Raw genomic sequence first — 20,478 nt, forward strand, 5'->3', positions numbered from 1 at the left:
AGGAGGAGCTACGTTTAGATGAATTTTCCTTCTAAGTTAATTGAGAACGCCGTAGAGGAGCTGGCCAAGCTGCCCGGTGTAGGCCGCAAAACGGCACTCCGCCTGGCCCTGCACCTGCTCAAGCATGAGTCGGAGGACACGCTCTCGCTGGCCGAGGCGCTCGTGAAAATGCGCACCGAGGTGAAGCACTGCAAGGAGTGCCACAACATCTCCGATACCGAGGTTTGCTCGATCTGCGCCAACCCGCTCCGCGACCGCAGCCTGCTGTGCGTGGTCAGCGACATCCGCGATGTGATTGCCATTGAGAACACCTCCCAATATAAAGGACTGTACCACGTGCTGGGCGGCGTCATCTCCCCCATCGAGGGCATTGGTCCCTCAGACCTGTACATCGACTCGCTGCTGGAGCGCCTGCCTGCCTCCGAAGTGAGGGAGATTCTGCTGGCCATCAGCCCCACCATGGAAGGCGACACCACGGCCTTTTACCTCACCCGCAAGCTCCGCGACTTCGACCTGCGCATTACCACCATTGCCCGTGGGGTGCCGGTGGGCGGTGAACTGGAGTATACCGACGAGATTACGCTTGGCAGAAGTATAGTGGAGCGTACGGCTTACGGCAAAGTATAAAAAGTATCCAACTTACAGGAAAGGCTGCAGAAACCCTCTGCAGCCTTTTTTGTGTTCTTTCATGTGTTTCTCCGCATCCTTAAATTAACATATACATATTTTATAATTAGTTTTTTAGCCGGATATTTTATTTATAAATAATGTTTGATTGGAACCTAATGTAAGGTAAATAAGTATGTATAGGACGTAATCTATAGTATAGCCATTGGTGCCTATGAAAGCATCACCTTTACCTGTTTTAAGAGCCGGATTCAGGTATCCGCTGCTTTTGCCTGTTGTTTTGTTTCTGATCCTTGGTTTCTGCACATTCTCTGCCCGTGCTGGCGTAGCAGGAGTGATGCCGCGTGCCCTGGAGGTTACCCCCTGCTCGACAGCTGTAAAGCCAAAGATCACACTGAACGGCCCTCCCACAATTTGCGCCGGGGGTAGCGTGCTGCTCACGGCAAGCGCAGGCAAGAGCTACAAGTGGAGCAACGGCGCCACCTCCAGGTCCATCACCGTTACCCAAACGGGGGCTTATTTTGTGGAAGTGGTAGATGAGAATGACTGCCTCGGAAAATCAGACACGCTGGAGGTAGTGGTGTCTGCCAGGCTGAAAGCACCCAAAATTGAGTACACCGAACCGCTGGTGGTCTGCGCGAAAGGAAGTATAGCCATGCGGGTGGAGGAGCAGGAAGGGGCGGCCTACATCTGGAAAAAGGACGGGGTGCTAGTGTATGATAAATCGAATGAGTTTACGGCGACAGAGGCTGGCGTGTATACCGTGGAGCTTTCCAACTTCTGCGGCTACGTGCGCAGCTCCAATAAGGTAGAGTTCGTGATCCAGCAGCCCCTGCCTGCCTTTGGAGTGCAGGCTGCCGGCAAGCTCGTGTTCTGCAGGGGAGGCAGTGTAAAGCTGTCGGTGCCGGAGGTAAAAAACGTGACCTACGCCTGGTTCCGGGATGGCAAAGCCATTAGCGGCGGCGACAGCCATACGCTGCAGGCGACCGAGGCCGGCACTTATACCGCCGAGATCACCAGCCAGTGCGGCACTTTCCGGAGCAGCAACAGCCTGCAGGTGGAGTTGCTTGGCTTGCCCGAGGCTCCCGCTGCCGAGAAGGTGGTGGGCTGCACCAAATCCTCCCTTACCTTGAGTGCCTCCGGCGGCAAGAACGGCATGTACCGGTGGTATACTTCCGCGAAGGGCGGCGTGGCCATCGCAGGCGCTAACGGACCTTCCTTCACCACACCTCTGCTCTCCAGTTCCACGACCTACTATGTCGCCGTTACCAACGGGCAGTGCGAAAGCGAGCGCGTGCCGGTGGAGGCCATCATCAACACAAAGCCTGAGGTGGCCGCCATAGAGGCCAAAGGGCCGCTGGAGTTTTGCCAGGGAGGTGCCGTGGAAATATCCGGTGTGACTGCCTATAAAGGCGTAACCTACGTGTGGCTGCGCGATGGGAAGGAAGTAGAAAGCGGCTCCTCTACTCTGCAGGCAACTACAAAAGGTGTGTATACATTGAAACTTGAGAATGAGTGCGGCTCCACCGTGTCCTCCAATAGTATAAAAGTAACGGTATGGCCTGCACCTGAAACCCCGGTGGCGCACGATGGCGTGTCCTGCGGGCCTGGCAAGGTGCTGCTCTCGGCCATAGGCGGCGCCAACGGGGAGTTTCGCTGGTATGAAGACACCCATTCTGCCACAGCCATAGCGGGAGCCACCGCAGCCGAGTTCGAAACGCCTTCGCTGCAAAAGTCACGGACTTACTACGTGTCGGTGGTGCGGAACGGCTGCGAAACAGAGCGGGTGCCGGTACAAGCGTTCGTGTACCCACGGCCGGTGGCCTCGGCCAGTGTGCAGGATTTGGAGATTGAAGCCGGCGATAGCACCCGCCTGCTGGGCAGCGGCGGCGCGAGCTTTACCTGGAGCCCCGCCGCGGGATTGGATGATCCCGCCAGTGCCACCCCAGTCGCCAAGCCCGACAAGACCACCCGCTATACCTTAACCGTACGCAACGAGGAAGGCTGCGAAGATACCACAAGCGTGGTGGTGAACGTGCGGCAGCTGCTCGAGATTCCCAATGCGTTCTCGCCCAACGGGGATGGAGTGAACGATACCTGGGAGATCCGCAATATTGAGTTTTACCCGCAGGCCAAAATAGAGGTCTACAACCGCTGGGGGAGCCTGGTCTACGAGCGCTCCGACTACCGAAACGAGTGGACGGGCACCTACAGGGGCGCCGCCCTGCCCGTCAGCACCTACTTCTACGTGGTGACCGTTCCGGGCAAGGCCAAATTTACCGGCTACCTCAACATCGTGAACTAAGAGTTTATTCTCCTGCCTATGAAACGACTTCTACCGCTTCTCCTTTTTTGCCTCTTGCCTTTTCTGCTGCTGGCGCAGCAGAAGCCGCAGTACAGCCAGTACACGATCAATAACTACCTGCTGAACCCTGCCATTGCGGGCATAGAGGAGTATGCCGATGTGAAGGTGGGCAGCCGTTCGGCCATGTCCGGGGTGGAGGGGGAGCCTACCACCTATTACCTCAGTGCCCACGCGCCGATCGGCTATACTTCCAGGGGAGGACGGAAAGGCTCGGGCCGCCGGGCCCCCTCGTTTGGAGGCAAGAACAACGGCGGGCGCATCAGCGAACAGTTCAGGGCACACCATGGCATTGGCATACTGGCCGTGCACGACAAGTTGGGCGCTTTCCATCGCACGGAGGCAAGTATGGCGTATGCCTATCATCTGGCTCTTTCCCGGGATGTGCGGCTCTCCGGAGGCATAGGCGCCGGCCTGATACAGCAGCGGCAGCGCGCCGATGAGCTTCACTTCGCCAACCCAGGAGATGCGGCAAAAGCAGACTGGAACATGGTAAAGCCGAACCTCTCGGCGGGGCTGTGGCTCTACGGCAGCAACTTCTACATCGGCACCTCAGGGGCGCAGCTGCTGGGCAACTCGGTTAACTTTGATAACGCTGTAGACGACCGCAACCTGCTGTACGAGCACTATTTCCTGACCGGGGCTTACCGCTTTAGCGTGACGGAGGAGATCAGCCTGGTGCCATCCATTATGCTGATGTGGCTGCAACCCTTGCCCGGAGCCGTAGACTTTAACCTGCGCGCCGTGTACCAGGACCGGCTGTGGGTGGGTGGCTCCTACCGGCAGAACGGGAACTACGCGGTGCTGGCGGGGGTTACCATCAACCACATTTTTGACCTGGGTTATGCTTACGACAGGGGCGTGCCTGCCAACTTCGGTATGGGCAATGGTAACCATGAGGTCGTGCTAGGTATGCGCATTTTCAACAAGGCCAGGGTGCTTTGTCCGCAGAATTTGTGGTGATGTCCTAACACCGCTCATACTACGCAAACGCTTGTTTTTTATACTTTATACATCCCTTTCATCATCTGAGAATCATTCAGGTTGATATTCCCTTCTGTTACTGGAAAGTCTGTTGCTTTATGAGTAAATTGCCTGCTTAACTCGAAGCATATGCAAGAAACAGCAGAAGCGAAAGCCGTCCTTTCTGATAGAATAATGTCCCTGGCTGAGTCTCAGACCATCGCCATGGCCAAAAAAGCCCGCGAGCTGGCCTCCAAGGGTTACGATGTGATCAACCTGAGCTTTGGAGAGCCCGATTTCCAGACGCCCCAGTACATAAAAGACGCCGCCAAGCAGGCCATTGATGATGGGTTTACCTTCTACACCCCGGTGCCCGGCTACCTGGAGCTGCGCGAGGAAATCTCCAAAAAGTTTAAGCGCGACAACAACCTGGACTATGCCCCGGACCAGATCGTGGTATCCACGGGAGCCAAGCAAAGTATAGCCAACGCGGTGCTGTGCCTGGTAAATCCGGGCGATGAGGTGGTGATCTTCTCGCCGTACTGGGTGTCTTACGAGGAGATCGTGAAACTGGCGGAGGGAGTGCCGGTGCCGGTAATGGGCCGCCTCGAGAACGACTACAAGGTTACTGCCGAGCAACTGGAGAAGGCCATCACGAGCAACACCAAGCTGGTGATGTACTCCTCGCCGTGCAACCCTACCGGCGCCGTGTTCGAAGAGGAGGAGCTTCGGGCCATTGCCCGCGTGCTGGAGAAGTATCCGCAGGTGCACGTCATTGCCGATGAGATCTACGAGTACATCAACTTTGGCGGCAAACACTTCAGTATGGCCCGCATCGAGTCTATCCGCGACCGCGTGGTGACGGTGAACGGCTTCTCAAAAGGCTACGCCATGACAGGCTGGCGCGTTGGCTACCTGGCCGCCACCCGCGAGATTGCCTCTGCCTGCGATAAGATGCAGAGCCAGATCACCTCCGGCACCTGCTCCATCGCCCAGAAAGCCGCCGCTGCTGCCCTGAAAGGCGGCAACGCCAGCGCCCTGGAGATGGCTGAGGCCTACCGCCGCCGCCGCGACCTGGTGCTGGACCTGATGAACGGCATCCCCGGGTTTAAGACCTATTTGCCAAACGGCGCCTTTTACATCTTCCCGGACGTCAGCGCATACTTTGGCAAGCGGTTCGAGGATAAGGTGATGGAAAATGCCGAAGACCTGAGCATGTTTATACTTAGCGATGCGCATGTGGCCGTGGTAAGCGGCGAGGCATTCGGGGCGCCGCAGTGCATCCGCTTCTCTTTCGCCGCCTCCGACGAGAAACTGACGGAGGCGATGCGCCGCATCAAGGACAGCCTCGCAAAACTGCAGTAATGAACCAATTTAATAGCTTAGAAGATATTTTTGAGGCCTTTGACCGCCTGAAGGTGCTGGTGGTGGGCGATGTGATGATCGACTCCTACCTGTGGGGCAAAACCTCGCGCATCTCGCCGGAGGCACCGGTGCCGATCGTGAACGTGGTGAAGCGGGAGAAGCGACTGGGCGGTGCCGCCAACGTGGCACTGAACGTACAGGCCATGGGCGCCCTGCCGCTGCTCTGCTCCGTTATAGGCGATGACAAGGACGGGGCCGATTACCTGCGCCTGATGGAGGAGAAAGGCTTGCCCACAGAGGGCATTGTGCAGAGCCCGGAGCGGGTAACCACCATTAAGCACCGCATTATTGCCGGCGGACAGCAACTGCTGCGCGTAGATGCCGAGATCGAGCACAACCTGATCGATTACGAGGAGCGCCACCTGGAGGAGCGTTTTCTGCAGCTGCTCGGGCAGGCCGATGTGGTGATCTTCGAGGACTACGACAAGGGCGTTTTCTCGGAGCAGAACATCAGGCGCTTCCTGGAGCTGGCAAACCAGCACGGGGTGCCGAGCGTGATCGACCCGAAGAAGAAGAACTTCCTGAGCTATGTGGGCTGCACGCTTTTCAAACCGAACCTGAAGGAGCTGAAGGAAGGCCTGAAAGCCGAGTTTGCCGATGAGAACCTGCCCGCCTTTGAGGATGCGGTAGAAGAGCTGCAGCAGCGCCTGCAGGTAAAGCAGGTACTGGTAACCTTATCGGAGCGGGGCGTGTTCGTGGCTGATGGGGCCGAGAAAACCTACATCGGGGCGCACCGCCGCTCCATATCCGACGTGTCCGGTGCCGGAGACACCGTGATAAGTATAGCCGCGCTGTGTATGGCGCTTAAAACCTCCCTGCCCTTTATGGCTGGCCTTAGCAACCTGGGCGGTGGCCTTGTATGCGAACAAGTTGGCGTGGTGCCTGTAGACAGGCAGCGACTGTTTGAGGAGGCACTGCGTATAGGGCTGTTTAAGACGCATGAACACCGAGTCGCTTAACAGGTTTCTTTACGGCAGCAAGCTAAAGGTGTATGCCCTGATGCGGTATACCACCTATATACTCACCATACTTGCGGTGGGTATTCTACTGTATGCCCATGGCGTAGTAAAGGATCCTGCCATACTCCAGAAGTTGTTCTATGCCATCGACGGCATTCTGGCGGTGTTCGTGGCGATCTATCTGCTGCGTATCCTGTATGCCTTTGAGCGGGAGAAATTCCTGCGGCGCACCTGGTTCGAGGGGCTGTTGATGCTGGTAGTCTTTATCAACGAGTTCAGCACCTATGTGCTCGGCATTCCCGTCATTTACAACATCTTCGACAGCATAGGTATTCCCTTGTCGGTGGAGCTGTACCGGGCAAGCGTGTCGCTGTACATGCTGTTGCTGCTGCTCATAGAGCTGCTGGAAACCAGGGTGCACCTGAAAACGCTGCAGCTAAAGCCCGGCATTACCTTCCTGCTCAGCTTTATCACCCTTATCAGTATAGGCACCGGGCTGTTTATGCTGCCCAAGATGACTACCACACCGGACGGCATGCGTTTTATCGATGCCCTGTTTATGGCCACCAGCGCCTCCTGCATTACCGGGCTGGTGGTGGTCGACCCGGGTACTTATTTCACGCTGTCGGGCCAGGTGCTGCTGCTGGTGCTGGTGCAGTTGGGCGGGTTGGGCGTGATGACCTTCGCCACGTTCTTCGCCTCGCTCATGCGGCAAGGGATGGGGATAAAGCAGCACGTAGCCTTGCACCAGATCATGGATAGCGAGTCGCTGCTGTCGGCCAAAGGTCTACTGAGCAAGCTTATCACCCTCACGCTTACCATTGAGGCGATCGGGGCTGTCATTATCTTTGCCACCTGGAGCCCGGAGGTACAGTTCTCGAACCTGGGCAGTAAGATCTTCTACTCTGTTTTCCATTCCGTAAACGGGTTCTGCAACGCCGGCTTCTCGCTTTTCCCGGAGGGGCTTTACACCCAGCCGCTGCGCATCGGCTACGTGATGCACCTGACCATCGCCGCTCTGATCATACTTGGGGGGCTCGGTTTCCCGACCATGCTCGATATATTCTCGCCCTCGTCGATGCGCAGGCGAATGGCGGCCCCGTGGCGTAACTGGAAGCTGCTCACGCGTGTTACCCTTTATACTTCTGCGGCGCTACTCACGCTGGGTACGGTCGCTTTCTTCCTGCTGGAGTATTACAACACGCTGGCCAGCCTCAGCTTTCCGGAGGCGCTCGTTACGTCTTTCTTCCAGTCCGTTACCACGCGTTCCGGCGGCTATCATACGGTGGATATCTCGCTGCTCAACACGCCCACTATCCTGCTGTTCCTGTTCCTGATGTTTATCGGCGCGTCGCCGGGCTCCATGGGCGGAGGCATTAAAACCACCACGTTTGCCGTCATCATACTGTCAGTGGCCACTACCATCAGGGGCCGTGAGAACCTGGAGATCGGCCACCGCACCATTCCCCACTCCATCTCTTATAAGGCCTTCTCGGTCTTTACCTTTGCCGCGGTAATCAACCTGCTCTGCATATTTCTTCTCTCCATCACCGATGCGCAGTTCGAAATCCTCCAGTTGGTTTTTGAGCAGGTATCGGCGTTTGGCACGGTGGGCCTGAGCACAGGTATAACAGCCGGCCTTTCTGACGCAGGGAAGCTTATCATACTGCTGTCGATGTACGTAGGCAGGGTAGGTACGCTCACGCTGGCGCTGGCGCTGAGCACGCGGGCCAGCATTAAGGGCTATAAGTATCCGGAGGCGCACCTGGCGGTTGGATAAGGCTGCTGAAACTACCGCTGGCAAGCCAGGCCGCTGCATTTTTTCGGAAGATTTATTGCTGAAATTTAAGGGCTTTGTAAATCATGTTATAGATTTGTCGGTTCCTTCCGCAGCCAGGCAAGTATAAACCAGCTGCAGAGAGGTAATTACGAGGTATGAATACAGAGTCGCTAAACAGGGCATTGTATGGGAGTAAGCTCACGGCGTATAAAATTATGCGCCGGATAACGTACACCCTGACCATACTGGCCATCGGACTGCTTGTTCTGGCGCACGGCGTGGTGGAGGACCAGGCACAGCTCAGCCTGCTTTACCGCGCCATCGATGGTATCCTGGTCACTTTTGTCATCCTCTACCTGCTGCGGATACTTTATACTTTTGAGCGTAGAAAGTTTCTCAGGCGCACCTGGTTTGAGGGAATATTGATGGGAATCGTGTTCCTGAACGAGCTCCTGACCTACGGCTTTGGGATTCCGCTGATCTACAGCGTGTTTGGAAGTATGGGCATTCCGCTTTCGGTGGAGTGGTACCGCGTGAGCATCTCCATGTACATGCTGGTGTTCCTGCTCGTGGAACTGCTGGAGACCAGGGTACACCTGAAAACAATGCAGCTCAAGCCATCGCTCACCTTCCTGCTCAGCTTTATCCTCCTGATCCTGCTGGGAACCGGGCTGCTGATGTTGCCCAAGATGACCACCACCCCGGAAGGGATAGGTTTTATGGATGCCCTGTTCATGGCCACCAGCGCCTCCTGCGTTACCGGGCTTGCGGTGGTCGACCCCGGCTCCTACTTTACCTTTGCCGGGCAGGTGGTGCTGCTGTTGCTCATACAGATGGGCGGCCTGGGTATACTCACCTTCGCCACATTCTTCGCCTCGCTTATGCGCCAGGGCGTGGGTGTGAAGCAGCACGTGGCCATGCATGAATTACTGGAGAGCGAATCCCTTTTCTCTACCAAGAATCTTTTACGAAAGCTTATTTACCTGACGCTCACCATAGAGGGTTTGGGTGCCGTAATGATCTTTATGACGTGGGGGAGTGAGGTGCAGTTCACCGACCTGGGCAGTAAGATCTTTTTCTCTGTTTTCCACGCGGTGTCCGCCTTCTGTAACGCTGGCTTCTCGTTGTTTCCGCAGGGGCTCTACACGGAGCCGGTGCGCTTCTCCTATATCATGCACCTGGTGGTGGCGCTGCTGATCATCTTTGGGGGGCTGGGCTTCCCGGCCATCATCGATATCTTCTCGCCCCAGGCTATGCGTGAGCGGATGGCCTCCCCCTGGCGGAACTGGAAGCTGCTGACCCGCATGATCGTCTATACCACATCGGCTTTGCTGGCGCTGGGCACCATTGGCTTCTTTCTGCTGGAATACTACAATACGCTCGCAGACATGACGTTTGCGGAGGCGCTGATCGCCTCTTTCTTTCAATCGGCCACCACGCGCACGGCTGGGTTTAATACGGTAGACATGTCTGCCCTCTCGGTGCCCACGCTGATGATGTTCCTGGTGTTGATGTTTATCGGGGCCTCGCCGGGCTCTACCGGCGGTGGTATCAAAACCACCACTTTTGCGGTGATCCTGTTTGCGGTGGTGGCTACGGTGCGCAACAAGCGCAACCTGGAGATCGGGCGCCGCACCATTCCGCACTCGGTGGCTTACAAAGCCTTTACGGTATTTACGTTCGCGGCCATTTTTAACATCTTCTTCATCTTCGTGCTCACTATCTCCGATCCGCAGTACGACCTTATTGCCCTGGCCATAGAACAGGTGTCGGCCTTTGCCACGGTGGGGCTGAGCACGGGCATTACGGCGGGCCTATCGGATGTGGGCAAGAGCATCATGATCTTCTCCATGTACGTGGGGCGGGTGGGCACCCTGACGCTGGCCCTGGCGCTGAGCACCAGGGCTACTGCCACCGACTATAAGTACCCTTCAGCGCACCTGCCGGTAGGATAGAGTTTGGGAGTTTAGGAGTTAAAGAGTTTAGGAGGTAAGAGGTAGGGAAAGGGAAACAGATTTAGGATTACTCCAAAAAAGAGGTCCAGTTGTTATTCACAACCGGACCTCTCTGTTATATGTGAAAGTATAAGATTTAGAAGTTACACTCTCTAACTCCCAAACTCCTAAACTCTTTAACTCTCAATAATTGGGCTGAACTCCTTTACGGTCTGCACGAAGCACTTCACTTTCTCGGGGTCTGTGTCGGGGTACACGCCGTGGCCCAGGTTGGCGATGTGGCGCTGCGGCCCGAACTCCTTCAGCATCTTGATAGTCTCTTCCTGTATCGTGTCGAAAGAGCTGTAGAGCAGGCAGGGGTCAATATTGCCCTGTAGTGTTTTGTTGGGTCCCACCTGCTGGCGGGCCTTGCCGATCTCCATGTTCCAGTCCAGGCCGATGGTTTCGCAGTTCAGCTTGCTAAAATCCTCCATGGCAAAGAAGGCACCCTTGGCAAATACCGTTACCGGCACGTTGCGGATGGCGTTGCAGATCTCGGTGATGTAGGGCAGGGCGAAATGGCGATAGTGCGCCGGCGAAAGGATGCCTGCCCATGAGTCGAAAACCTGGATGAGGTTGGCACCCGCCTCCACCTGCGCCTTCAGGTAGGCGATGGTCGTGTCGGTGATCATGCGGAGCAGCTCGTGCGCCAGCTTAGGGTTGGTGTAGAGCATGCCGCGCGCGTGGGAGAACGTCTTGGAGCCGCTGCCTTCCACCATGTAGGCCAGGATCGTCCAGGGGGCGCCGGCAAAACCAATGAGCGGCACGCGGCCGTTCAATGCTCTTTTGGTTACCTTAATGGCGTCCAGCACATAGTGCAGGTGCTCGTGCGGGTCGGCCACGCGCAGTTTCCGCACGTCCTGCTCGGTGCGCACCGTGTTCGGGAAGATCGGCCCGCGCTTTTCAATCATCTCGTAAGTACAGCCCATCGCCTCTGGCACCACCAGTATATCCGAGAAAATGATGGCAGCGTCTACGTCCAGGATGTCCACGGGCTGTATGGTTACCTCGGCGGCCAGCTCGGGCGTTTCCACCAGCTCTTTAAAGCCGCTCAGGCTCTCGCGCACAGCACGGTACTCAGGTAAAATACGGCCAGCCTGGCGCATCAGCCAAACTGGGGTGCGCTCCACGGCCTCACCACGGGCAGCTCTCAAAAGCAGATCATTCTTCAGTTGCATGGCACAAAGATACGGATTTTAGCATGCGAATGTTAGTTGGTGGCTAAAGCATTGCGGCTATCGGCTTAGTAAGGCAAGCAGGCCGGTGCTGACAAAGTTTACCCCAATGGACAGCACGATAAAGCCCATGATGCGGGACAGCGCCGACAGGCCGGCCTTGCCCAGGTAACCAACCAACTGATGCGAAAAGACAAGGATGACAAAGGTAACCGCGGCAACCAGCGTAATGGCGGTAAGTATGAGGCTGATGTCGGCGTAGGAGAGGGCTGAGGTGAACATGCCGATGCTCACGGTAATGGCACCCGGCCCGGAGAGCATCGGCATGGCCAGCGGCGGAAAGGAAATGTCGTCCTTCTCCAGCCCCTCCTGCAGCACGCCCTTCGATACTTTTTTGCCCCGGTGCGCCTTGCTGATTAGCAGCCCGAAGCCCGCCCGCATGATCATCAGTCCGCCTGCTATGCGGATATCTGTCATCTCGATTCCGAAGAAGTTGAGCACATACTGCCCTGCCAGGAAGAACACCGAAAGTATAAGCGCCATGTAGAGGCAGGCGCGCAGGGCCTGCTGGTTGCGGTTGCCGGCAGTGTCGTCCTGGGTGAGGGTGATAAAGACGGGCATCGCCCCAAACGGGTTCACGACGGTGAAAAGGGCGGTAAAGGTGGCCAACACTAATTCCATGGTTTGCTGTAGTATGGCCACAAAAGTATAGGACAAAGATTACCGCAGCATTACAGGTGTGTTGTGAGATGGTTAAGGCAAAAAAAGTATAGCCCGAAGTATGAATGCATACCTCGGGCTATACTTTTATACTTTGCTTTGGGGCTTATTTCTTCTCGGCTGCTGACTCGGCGGCTTTTTTGCGGGCAGGGCGACGGGGGCTTTCCTTGCGCTTCACATACACAGCGGAGCGGCCCTTGTCATCCTCCTTGCGGATGGTGAAGATGTCCTTGTAGGCGTCTATGAGTTGCAGCAGCTGGCCGTAGCCGAAGGTGCGCGGATCAAAGCTGGGGTCGAGCTGGCGCAGGTTGGTGCCCATCATGCCCAGGTGCGCCCAGCCATCCTCGTCCGACGACATCTCAAAGGCCTCCTTCAGGAGCGGCACCGGGTTGGGGCGCTGCTGATTTCCCGCGCTGTCGCTTGCCTTTTCCGCCTGTTCCACTTTCTCCTCAATGTTATCGACCAGGTTCTCGGTGAAGATGAACACGTTGCAGGCGTTCACAAAAGGCTTCGGAGTTTTGCGCTGGCCAATGCCCATCACAAAAATGCCCTCCTCCCGGATGCGGGTGGCCAGGCGGGTATAGTCGCTGTCGGAGGAGACGATGCAGAAGCCGTCCACCAGGCCGGAGTGCAGCAGGTCCATGGCATCGATGATGAGGGCGCTGTCGGTGGCGTTCTTACCCACGGTGTAGCGGAACTGCTGGATGGGCTGGATGGCGTGGTTGTTCAGGCAATCTTTCCACCCGTTCATCTGCGGGGTGGTCCAGTCGCCGTAAATACGCCGGATGGTGGGGGCGCCATACTTGCCGGCTTCGGCCAGCAGCTTGGCTACCAGGCTGGGTTGGGCGTTGTCGCCGTCAATCAGCATCGCCATCTTGTCACTCTTATTGTTTTTTGATATGTTTTTCATCTACTAAGGGTTATGGGGCGGAGCAAAGTGCATCCGGCCCTGGCTGGAAATCGCCATACATAGTTATACTGCTATTCTTGATGGAGGTTGTAGCAGCAGAAAAGCGGGCGGGGCTAAGTATAAAAGTCTATATTTGTTATAGGCTGCTATACAGCTGGCTATAAATGTAAGTATAATTTAGCTGCCGGAAGTAAGTTTTTAATTTGCGCCCCCCACGCGTAGCCGCAGCACCACTTTGCTATAACACGTATACATCATCCATATGAAAAAGTATAAAACCACACTTTTAGCGATGGGAGTATCCTTATTGGCCTCGCTGGGCACGGCGAAGGCGCAGGTTTTCAAGGCCGAGGAGCCACTGGCGCATACCTATTCCATAGTGGCCCGCGACCCGAAGACCGGCGAGATGGCCGTGGGCGTGCAGAGCCACTGGTTCTCGGTGGGAACGGTCGTTCCGTGGGCGGAGGCCGGCGTGGGTGCGGTGGCTACGCAGTCGTTCACGAATAAGTCGTTCGGCCCCCGGGGCCTGGCGCTCCTGAGAGAAGGAAAAACACCGGAGGAGGCGCTTGCCATACTTCTGGCCGATGATGAGGCCCGCGAGGTGCGGCAGGTGGCTATAATGGATGCGAAGGGAAACGTGGCCACGCATACCGGTAAGCAGTGCATCCGCTACGCCGGGCATATCTCGGGCAAGAATTTCTCGGTGCAGGCCAACATGATGCTCACCGACAAAGTATGGCCGGCCATGGCCAAGGCCTTCGAGCGGAGCGAGGGGCAGCCGCTGGCTGAGCGGGTGCTGCTGGCCATGCAGGCGGCCGAGCGCGAGGGAGGCGACATACGCGGCAGGCAGTCGGCGGCGCTGGTGGTGGTAAAAGGCCAGAAAAGCAACCAACCCTGGGACGACAAAACAATAGACCTGCGCGTAGACGACCATGCACAGCCGCTGGAGGAGTTGGGACGGCTGCTGAAAGTATACCGCGCCTACGAGTACATGAACGCCGGCGACCTGGCCATCGAGAAAGGGCAGACGCAGAAAGCCATGGAGGCGTATGGCAAGGCGCAAGCCATGTTCCCCAACAACCTGGAGATGAAGTACTGGCACGCGATAGGCCTGGCCAACAACGGCCAGGTAGAGGAGGCTGCCAGGATTCTCCGTGAAGTATACAAAAAGGACGACAACTGGCGTGAACTGACCACCCGCCTGCCGGAAGTTGGCCTGCTGGATGTAAGCCGGGCGCAGATGGAGAAGCTGCTGAAGTAGAGTCTCTTCACCACTCAAATTAAGTTTGATGTCTGAAATTTTGCGGCTAAAGCACTGGCAGGTTTTTCTTATTCTGTTGTTCATCCAGCTTCTGAATAACTTTTCGTACACGGATAACCATGCCGTGACGCAGGTATGTGTGACAGCAGGATATCTGCTGTTTTTATCGATGCTGCTTATCTATGGCCACCGTCTTTATGATTACCTCCCTCGGAAAGTAGAATTAAGTTATACTCTGTTTGTGCTTAACTGCTTCTTGTTGGCCGCGGTTGCTTTGGTTGCCCTGTTGTTAACAGGTAAGCCGGATGTTCAATTTACAGGGATTTACGCGTTGCCAGCCTTATACTTATTGTATGCGATGATACACGTTGTCGCTTTCCCTGCTAAGGTGCTGTGCTCCGCTGAGCTAAAAAGAGAGGCAAAAGCTGGAGAATACGCCGGCACCTTCTTTATGATTATTTTTTGGCCGTTCTGTATCTGGTTTGTTCAGCCAAGAGTTAATAATTTAATTAGGTACTACAAACCGGGGCTTGAGTAAGTTTAGGCGACATAAAGACGTTGAAGAAGTAAAGTTTTTAAAGTATAAAGTAGAAGGAGTAACGGCAGAAAAGCTGTTGCTCCTTTTTATGGTAAATTCTCTGTCGCGAGTTTTCAATTCGTGGTCATAAATGCCTGCAAGCTTTTAGCCTGCGTGAACAAGCGGTATACCTTTGCCAGTTAAAAATCGGCCTCATAAAGGGCCACGAGCTAAAAGCCGTATGTTGTCACAAGTCTTTTTTCAGAATAGACTCTTGTGTGAACAAGTATGACCAAGTAAGACAAACTATCCCCTTGAGGGGCTTTTAGGGAATAGTTTGCACTTACATTTTCACCGGTTCTTGCGCATACAAGCAGCCTGCTTTGTAGCGGAACACCCCTGTAGTCCCCTCAAGGGGGCAATTCTTCAGGATCAGGCTAAAAATCCGCGGCAGCAGGTTTACTGTGTCGTGATCAACCCCTCTCTAACTCCCAAACTCTTTAACTCTCTAACTCTCTAACTCCCTGAGAGCATCTGTAAAATAAAATTCCTAACTTAAAGCCCTCTAACCAAACACTACTTCACCTTATTACGCAAATGCTGAACAAAACCAACCTACGCTGCCTGCTGGCGGCGGCTGCCGTCACGGTGTTTACCCTGCCGGCTATGGCGCAAAACTATGCCCAGGACTCCGCTACGATCAAGAAAATCTATGATAACGCCCTTACCAGCTACGAGAGTCATGATAACCTGCGCTTCCTGACCAAAAACATCGGTGCCCGCCTGAGTGGCTCGCCACAGGCTGCCGCCGCCGTGGAGTGGAGCCGCCAGGTGATGGAGAAGATGGACCTCGACACGGTGTACCTGCAGGAGGTGATGGTGCCGCATTGGGTGCGGGGCGAGAAGGAGATCGGCCGTGTGATCAACTCGAAACTGGTAGGCACCGTGGACATGAACATTCTGGCGCTGGGTGCATCAGTGGGTACAGGCAAGCAAGGGCTGAGCGCCGAGGTGGTGGAAGTGAAGAATTTTGAGGAGCTGGAAAAGCTCGGGAAGAAGAAGGTGAAGGGCAAGATCGTGTTTTTCAACCGTCCTTTCGACAATACCCACATCCATACGGGTTCAGCTTACGGAGCTGCGGTAGACCAGCGCGGCGGCGGACCTGTGGCAGCGGCAAAGCTCGGTGCGGTGGGTGTGCTGGTTCGCTCCATGACGAATGATATAAACGATGTGCCCCACACCGGCAGCACCCGCTACGAGGAGGGCGTGGAGAAGATTCCGGCGGCGGCCATCAGCACCAAACATGCCGAGCAGCTGAGCAGCTTGCTGAAGGACGACCCGAACCTGAGGTTTTACATGCGCATGACTTCTGAAACGCTGCCGGATGTGTTGTCTTATAACGTTATCGGGGAGATAAAAGGCACGGAGAAACCGGATGAGATCGTTCTGGTTGGCGGTCACCTGGACTCCTGGGATGTGGGCGAGGGCGCGCACGACGATGGTACGGGCTGTATGCAGTCGATAGAGGTGCTGCGCCTGTTCAATGAGCTGGGCATCAAGCCGAAGCGCACCATTCGGGCGGTGCTGTTCATGAACGAGGAGAACGGCCTGCGCGGCGGCGTGAAGTATGCCGAGGTAGCCAAGGCGAAAGGCGAGAAGCATGTGGCGGCCATTGAGTCGGATGCCGGCGGCTTTACGCCGCGCGGTTTCGGGCTGGATGGCTCAAAAGAGCAGCTGCAGGCAGTGCTGGCCTGGAAGCCGCTGCTGGCGCCTTACGGCCTGCACGACATTGCCCCGGGATACGGCGGCGCTGACATCGGCCCGCTAAAAGGGCAGGGCGCTGTAGCCTTGATCGGCTTTAAGCCGGATTCGCAACGTTACTTTGATTACCACCACACCGAGATTGACACCTTTGAGCAAGTGAACCGCCGCGAGATGCAACTGGGTGCCGCTTCCATGGCCTCGCTGGCATACCTGCTTTCGGAGTATGGCCTGAACACTGGCACGGCGAAGGTGCAGAAGTAGGTTTGAGGCGTGGAAGTATAAATTAGCTAGGGCCGCTCATTCGAGCGGCCCTTTGCGTTTTCGGTTCTGGCAGCTAGCTTTCCTGGCGCAAGTCTTCAGACTTATTTCCAGGTGGTGATGCCGAGTCTCTGACTTGACTGGCTTGGAAAGGCATACTTATCTTGGGCCATACTTTCCTTGGCGCAAGCCTTACTTTATACTTCTCTGGCGCAAGCGTCCGCTTGTGCCTCTCTTTAGCCCCTGCTTCCTTCCGCTTGAACTAAGCTATACTTACTAGCCGCTGCTGACCCTCTAGTTTCCACAAGCCTACTGTTGCATCTCATACTTTGGTTCCCTCAAGCCCGAGAGGGCTCGTCCTTTGGCATCGCGCTGTGTTCCCTCCTGCCTCCGCTGCGCTACGGCTGCCCTTGACGGGCACCGGATCTCACAAGGCGCTCAACCCAAGGACTGGGCTCAGTTCGATAGCCACCTTTTTGTCATCTCGACCTTTGGGAGAGATCTCTGTAGAATTCCCAATAGATCTCTCGCTGCTCGAGATGACAGGGAAAGGAGTAAGTATGGCTCCCCTCCTTAGACTATCGAGAACGCGAGTTCGAAGGTAGCGAGCATAGCTCTGAGGGGTAGGGGTGGTTGGATTTCGTAGCCAGTAGCCTCAGCTTCCCCTCCCTTCCCACAGGATCCTTTCAGGATGACAGAAAAGTGATGACAGAAAAAGTAGCAAGTATGATTCCTTTCCTCAGACTCCCCAGAACGAGAGTTCGAAGCTAGTAAGCGTAGGCGCTGAGGGGCAGGGGTGGTTGGACGCGGCACTAAGGTCCTATACATTCAGGAACCATGCAAATCCTGATGCAGACAAGCATCAAAGAAGAGCCAGCGGACAAAGTATAACCCCGCATCAACCTGAAATCCAGTTCCTACGGCAGCAGCAAGGAGCTATCTCCGTAGCTCAGGAAGCGGTAATCATGTGCCAGGGCGTGCCGGTATACGTTGCGCCAGTTCTCCCCGATCAGGGCCGACACGAGTAAAAGCAGCGTGCTCTCCGGCTGGTGGAAGTTCGTTACCAATCCCTGGCACATCCTGAACGTGTAACCCGGTGCAATGATGATCTGGGTGCTGGCGTGCAAATGGTCAACACGCTGGCGATCCATGTAATCAAGCAGGGCCTGCAGGGCTTCTGTGGCAGACGGCGGATTTATACTTTCGTAGGCCTGCCACTGGCTTACGTGCAGCTCCTGCGGCGGCAGTTCAGGTTGCTGCAGCACCTTGGCGCCCAGCCAAAATATACTTTCCAGGCTACGCATGCTGGTGGTGCCCACCGGAATAACAGGCTTGCCCTGCTGCTGCAGAAGCCGTTCAAGTATACGTTTGCTGATGTATAACTGCTCGGCGTGCATCTCGTGCGTTTCCATCGTGTCAGACTTAACCGGCTTAAAGGTTCCCGCGCCCACGTGCAGCGTCAGGTAGGCGGTGGCTATACTTTGGGATGCCAGCGCGGCCAGCACGCGGTCCGTAAAGTGCAGGCCGGCGGTTGGGGCGGCCACGGCGCCTTTCTGGTTGGCGTAGATGGTCTGGTAACGGGTATGGTCGTCGGGGGTGAGGTCGCGGTTGAGGTAAGGGGGCAGGGGCAGCCGGCCGCAGCGCTCCAGCACCTCGGCAAAGGTAAGTTCAGCGGGCTCCCACGTGAAACGAATCAGAAAATGGCCTTCCTGCTGCGCCTCGCGCTCCGCCTGCAGCATGCCGCCTTCAAAGTATAAACGCACGGGGCCGCTCTTCCAGCGCTTGTTGTTGCCCACCAGGCACTTCCAGGTGCTGTGGCCGGTTTGCTGCATGGCCAGTTGCACCTCGCGGTGCGGCGCCACGGGCTCCAGGCAGAAAATCTCCACCAAGCCGCCGGTTTCTTTCTGCAGCAGCAGCCTGGCCTGCACCACCCGGGTATCGTTAAACACCAGCAGCGTGTGCGGCGGCAGCAGGGCAGGCAGGTCGGTAAAAGTATGATCTGTGATTTGGCCCTTCTGGTAGAGCAGCAGCCTGGACTGGTCGCGCTCCGGCAGCGGAAATTTGGCGATGCGCTCCTCTGGCAGCTCGTACACAAAATCCTTTATCGCCAGTTTCTTCGGGTCGGCCATGTAGTCAGTTAAGAGTTAAGAGTTAAGAGTTAAGAGTGATGAGTGAAGAGTGATGAGTTAGAGGCAAATTTGGTTTAAAGTATAGATATAGATAAAGAATTGGCGCCTGTAAATCGTTTGATTGTAATTGATTTACGGTTCAGTACAGGAACATTTATTGTCCCGGCACTTGCAACTCTTAACTCATCACTCTTAACTCAAATAGTTTATTCCTGAACTGTTTCCTGCAGGTCGTTCAACTCCAGCTCCAGCGCCTTCACCGAGATCTGTATTTCGCGGATGGCCAGCGCCAGGGAGATCAGCATCATCAGCAGGCTGAAAGCAAAAACATACTTACCCGCCACTACATAATCAGCAAAAAGCAGAAACATGCAGAGCACGCAGCCAAACATGCTCAGGCTGCCAAAGGTGCATGTTCCGGATCAGGAGCAGGCGCTCGCGCAGGTTCTCTATCTGGCCGTATACCTGCTGGTTGCGGGAGGTGGCGTAGCGGTCCTTCAGGCTGCGGATAAGCGCGGCCAGCCCCAGAAAGCGGTTGGTAAAGGCCAGCAGCAGCAACGAGAGCGCCGGGAACAGCAGGGCGGGTGTGGTCAGGCTTATTTCCATGGGTTATACTTTTGTCATAGGCTTTTAAGGAAGTCCTCGTCCAGCGGCTCTGCGTCGTCGTCATCCTCGGTGTTGTGCGGGGCGTCCCAGTCCACTTCATTTAAAAGCTCCAGCCCTTCCATAATCAGCTCGTCCAGTTCCTCCTTGGTGCCCGCGTCCAGGGTGAGCTCGAACAAGTGCAGGATCTCTTCACGCTGCGGGTTCACAAAGATCTCATGGTACAGGTTATCGAACGAGGCGATACGTTTCTGCACGATCTTGTCAATCTCGCGGGTGTTTTTGGCCTTTACCGCCTCCTGCAGCACCTCCAGCACTTCTTTGCTCTTTTCGTTCTCGGCCAGGCGCAGAAACGCCTTCACAAACGCGATGGCCACGCCCAGGCGCAGGCGCTCGAATCGGTAGCTCAACTGCTCCCTGCTGCTGCCCGCGGAGAACTTGGCCTCCCGCAGGGTGCGTTCCAGCTCGGTGTACACGGTGGCGGCTCCTTCCTCAAACACAGGAGGGTTGGGGCTGTCGAAGGCGGTTTCTAGTAGCAGTTCAAAGCTTCTGGCGCTCATGGCAGGTATGGGTTAGCATCTGAAAATAAGACTGCAAAGGTAACAGTTTATACTTTCTTTCACCATGCCTTGTTCGCTACCGGCAACAAACCCGACATCTCCGCTTTTTAGTACTCAATTTTCCAGGGTAAGGCCCGTGCAACACTTACTGTGTATTGTATTTTGTTTAGTATGATTTGACCAAGTTTGAACGTGAGGCCGGATTTTTATCTTAACGATAGCACTGGGACGTGCCACCTGTATTAGGAAGATGTTGATAAGTGGGCTTTGGTCGTGCTATGTTATACTTTAAATTATTTGAAAGTATAGTTATAGTTACGTTTCACAAGGTTTATTGATTTTTATATATATTGATATTGTATTGCTTGCGATACGTGTAATAGCTTTATTTGTTCTGTAGTTTGCTGAAAATGTTTTAGACTGCGTGATCTGCAGGTTTGTGCGCCGGAGTCGTTGCGCATGGTTTGCACA

Annotated in this window: 15 protein-coding genes and 1 pseudogene; 10 read left to right on the forward strand and 6 right to left on the reverse strand. The window is 55.5% G+C overall.

The annotated features are described in order from the left end of the window. Window positions 1-18 precede the first annotated feature (18 nt). The 7 genes from recR (at window position 19) to A3841_RS15040 (ending at window position 10,071) form a co-directional block, all read left to right on the forward strand. Complete coding sequence (recR, locus tag A3841_RS15010) at window positions 19-627, forward strand: recombination mediator RecR (protein WP_073853328.1); 609 nt, start codon at window positions 19-21, stop codon at window positions 625-627. Between the two features lie 214 nt (window positions 628-841). Next, window positions 842-2,932, forward strand: coding sequence for an Ig-like domain-containing protein (locus tag A3841_RS15015; protein ID WP_083610379.1), 2,091 nt, complete (start codon window positions 842-844; stop codon window positions 2,930-2,932). A gap of 18 nt (window positions 2,933-2,950) precedes the next feature. After that, on the forward strand, window positions 2,951-3,952 hold the full coding sequence (locus A3841_RS15020) for a PorP/SprF family type IX secretion system membrane protein (RefSeq protein ID WP_073853332.1): 1,002 nt from the start codon (window positions 2,951-2,953) through the stop codon (window positions 3,950-3,952). 150 nt (window positions 3,953-4,102) lie between these two features. Beyond that, window positions 4,103-5,317 carry a pyridoxal phosphate-dependent aminotransferase gene (locus A3841_RS15025; protein ID WP_073853333.1) on the forward strand — a complete coding sequence of 405 codons (1,215 nt, stop codon included), beginning with the start codon at window positions 4,103-4,105 and terminating at the stop codon, window positions 5,315-5,317. After that, on the forward strand, window positions 5,317-6,336 hold the full coding sequence (locus tag A3841_RS15030; RefSeq protein WP_073853335.1) for a bifunctional heptose 7-phosphate kinase/heptose 1-phosphate adenyltransferase: 1,020 nt from the start codon (window positions 5,317-5,319) through the stop codon (window positions 6,334-6,336). Before A3841_RS15025 ends, A3841_RS15030 begins: the two co-directional genes overlap by 1 nt. Next, a complete protein-coding gene (locus A3841_RS15035; RefSeq protein WP_073853337.1) occupies window positions 6,317-8,116 on the forward strand; it encodes a TrkH family potassium uptake protein in 1,800 nt (599 codons plus the stop codon). The genes A3841_RS15030 and A3841_RS15035 overlap by 20 nt, the downstream gene beginning before the upstream one ends. Window positions 8,117-8,331: 215 nt before the next feature. Then, window positions 8,332-10,071, forward strand: a complete 1,740-nt coding sequence (locus A3841_RS15040; RefSeq protein WP_235861429.1) for a TrkH family potassium uptake protein — start codon at window positions 8,332-8,334, stop codon at window positions 10,069-10,071. Between the two features lie 176 nt (window positions 10,072-10,247). Here A3841_RS15040 and hemE read toward each other — a convergent pair whose 3' ends face one another. The 3 genes from hemE to A3841_RS15055 all read right to left on the reverse strand — a co-directional run bounded on the left by hemE (window position 10,248) and on the right by A3841_RS15055 (window position 12,915). After that, entirely contained in the window at window positions 10,248-11,288 is a 1,041-nt protein-coding gene (hemE, locus tag A3841_RS15045; protein ID WP_073853341.1) for a uroporphyrinogen decarboxylase, read from the reverse strand. A gap of 57 nt (window positions 11,289-11,345) precedes the next feature. After that, complete coding sequence (locus tag A3841_RS15050) at window positions 11,346-11,966, reverse strand: MarC family protein (RefSeq protein ID WP_073853343.1); 621 nt, start codon at window positions 11,964-11,966, stop codon at window positions 11,346-11,348. 145 nt (window positions 11,967-12,111) lie between these two features. Continuing rightward, window positions 12,112-12,915, reverse strand: coding sequence for an NYN domain-containing protein (locus tag A3841_RS15055; RefSeq protein ID WP_073853345.1), 804 nt, complete (start codon window positions 12,913-12,915; stop codon window positions 12,112-12,114). Window positions 12,916-13,177: 262 nt separating this feature from the next. Here A3841_RS15055 and A3841_RS15060 point away from each other — a divergent pair, with 262 nt between their 5' ends. The 3 genes from A3841_RS15060 to A3841_RS15070 all read left to right on the forward strand — a co-directional run bounded on the left by A3841_RS15060 (window position 13,178) and on the right by A3841_RS15070 (window position 16,718). Continuing rightward, the gene (locus A3841_RS15060) at window positions 13,178-14,176 is read left to right on the forward strand and encodes a DUF1028 domain-containing protein (protein WP_073853347.1); all 999 of its coding nucleotides are present in this window, start codon (window positions 13,178-13,180) and stop codon (window positions 14,174-14,176) included. 28 nt (window positions 14,177-14,204) lie between these two features. Further along, on the forward strand, window positions 14,205-14,714 hold the full coding sequence (locus A3841_RS15065; RefSeq protein WP_139307980.1) for a hypothetical protein: 510 nt from the start codon (window positions 14,205-14,207) through the stop codon (window positions 14,712-14,714). Window positions 14,715-15,290: 576 nt separating this feature from the next. Continuing rightward, window positions 15,291-16,718, forward strand: a complete 1,428-nt coding sequence (locus A3841_RS15070; RefSeq protein WP_083610380.1) for a M20/M25/M40 family metallo-hydrolase — start codon at window positions 15,291-15,293, stop codon at window positions 16,716-16,718. A gap of 914 nt (window positions 16,719-17,632) precedes the next feature. Here A3841_RS15070 and A3841_RS15075 read toward each other — a convergent pair. The 3 genes and pseudogenes from A3841_RS15075 to A3841_RS15085 all read right to left on the reverse strand — a co-directional run bounded on the left by A3841_RS15075 (window position 17,633) and on the right by A3841_RS15085 (window position 20,007). After that, window positions 17,633-18,844, reverse strand: coding sequence for an S-adenosylmethionine:tRNA ribosyltransferase-isomerase (locus A3841_RS15075; protein ID WP_073853351.1), 1,212 nt, complete (start codon window positions 18,842-18,844; stop codon window positions 17,633-17,635). A 206-nt stretch (window positions 18,845-19,050) separates the two neighbouring features. Next, window positions 19,051-19,450, reverse strand: a pseudogene (locus tag A3841_RS20855) (DUF2721 domain-containing protein). Between the two features lie 14 nt (window positions 19,451-19,464). Continuing rightward, complete coding sequence (locus tag A3841_RS15085; protein ID WP_073853353.1) at window positions 19,465-20,007, reverse strand: hypothetical protein; 543 nt, start codon at window positions 20,005-20,007, stop codon at window positions 19,465-19,467. Window positions 20,008-20,478: the final 471 nt, after the last annotated feature.

This window comes from Pontibacter flavimaris, from assembly GCF_001907195.1.
Taxonomy (GTDB): Bacteria; Bacteroidota; Bacteroidia; order Cytophagales; family Hymenobacteraceae; genus Pontibacter; species Pontibacter flavimaris.

Excerpts from the sequence above, each read along its gene's own strand:
- A3841_RS15070 (WP_083610380.1), top strand. The coding sequence starts at position 15,291 with ATGCTGAACAAAACCAACCTACGCTGCCTGCTGGCGGCGGCTGCCGTC.
- A3841_RS15075 (WP_073853351.1), bottom strand. The coding sequence starts at position 18,844 with ATGGCCGACCCGAAGAAACTGGCGATAAAGGATTTTGTGTACGAGCTG.
- A3841_RS15065 (WP_139307980.1), top strand. The coding sequence starts at position 14,205 with ATGTCTGAAATTTTGCGGCTAAAGCACTGGCAGGTTTTTCTTATTCTG.
- A3841_RS15040 (WP_235861429.1), top strand. The coding sequence starts at position 8,332 with ATGCGCCGGATAACGTACACCCTGACCATACTGGCCATCGGACTGCTT.
- recR (WP_073853328.1), top strand. The coding sequence starts at position 19 with ATGAATTTTCCTTCTAAGTTAATTGAGAACGCCGTAGAGGAGCTGGCC.
- A3841_RS15035 (WP_073853337.1), top strand. The coding sequence starts at position 6,317 with ATGAACACCGAGTCGCTTAACAGGTTTCTTTACGGCAGCAAGCTAAAG.
- A3841_RS15025 (WP_073853333.1), top strand. The coding sequence starts at position 4,103 with ATGCAAGAAACAGCAGAAGCGAAAGCCGTCCTTTCTGATAGAATAATG.
- A3841_RS15085 (WP_073853353.1), bottom strand. The coding sequence starts at position 20,007 with ATGAGCGCCAGAAGCTTTGAACTGCTACTAGAAACCGCCTTCGACAGC.
- A3841_RS15055 (WP_073853345.1), bottom strand. The coding sequence starts at position 12,915 with ATGAAAAACATATCAAAAAACAATAAGAGTGACAAGATGGCGATGCTG.
- A3841_RS15015 (WP_083610379.1), top strand. The coding sequence starts at position 842 with ATGAAAGCATCACCTTTACCTGTTTTAAGAGCCGGATTCAGGTATCCG.
- A3841_RS15020 (WP_073853332.1), top strand. The coding sequence starts at position 2,951 with ATGAAACGACTTCTACCGCTTCTCCTTTTTTGCCTCTTGCCTTTTCTG.
- A3841_RS15060 (WP_073853347.1), top strand. The coding sequence starts at position 13,178 with ATGAAAAAGTATAAAACCACACTTTTAGCGATGGGAGTATCCTTATTG.
- A3841_RS15030 (WP_073853335.1), top strand. The coding sequence starts at position 5,317 with ATGAACCAATTTAATAGCTTAGAAGATATTTTTGAGGCCTTTGACCGC.
- hemE (WP_073853341.1), bottom strand. The coding sequence starts at position 11,288 with ATGCAACTGAAGAATGATCTGCTTTTGAGAGCTGCCCGTGGTGAGGCC.
- A3841_RS15050 (WP_073853343.1), bottom strand. The coding sequence starts at position 11,966 with ATGGAATTAGTGTTGGCCACCTTTACCGCCCTTTTCACCGTCGTGAAC.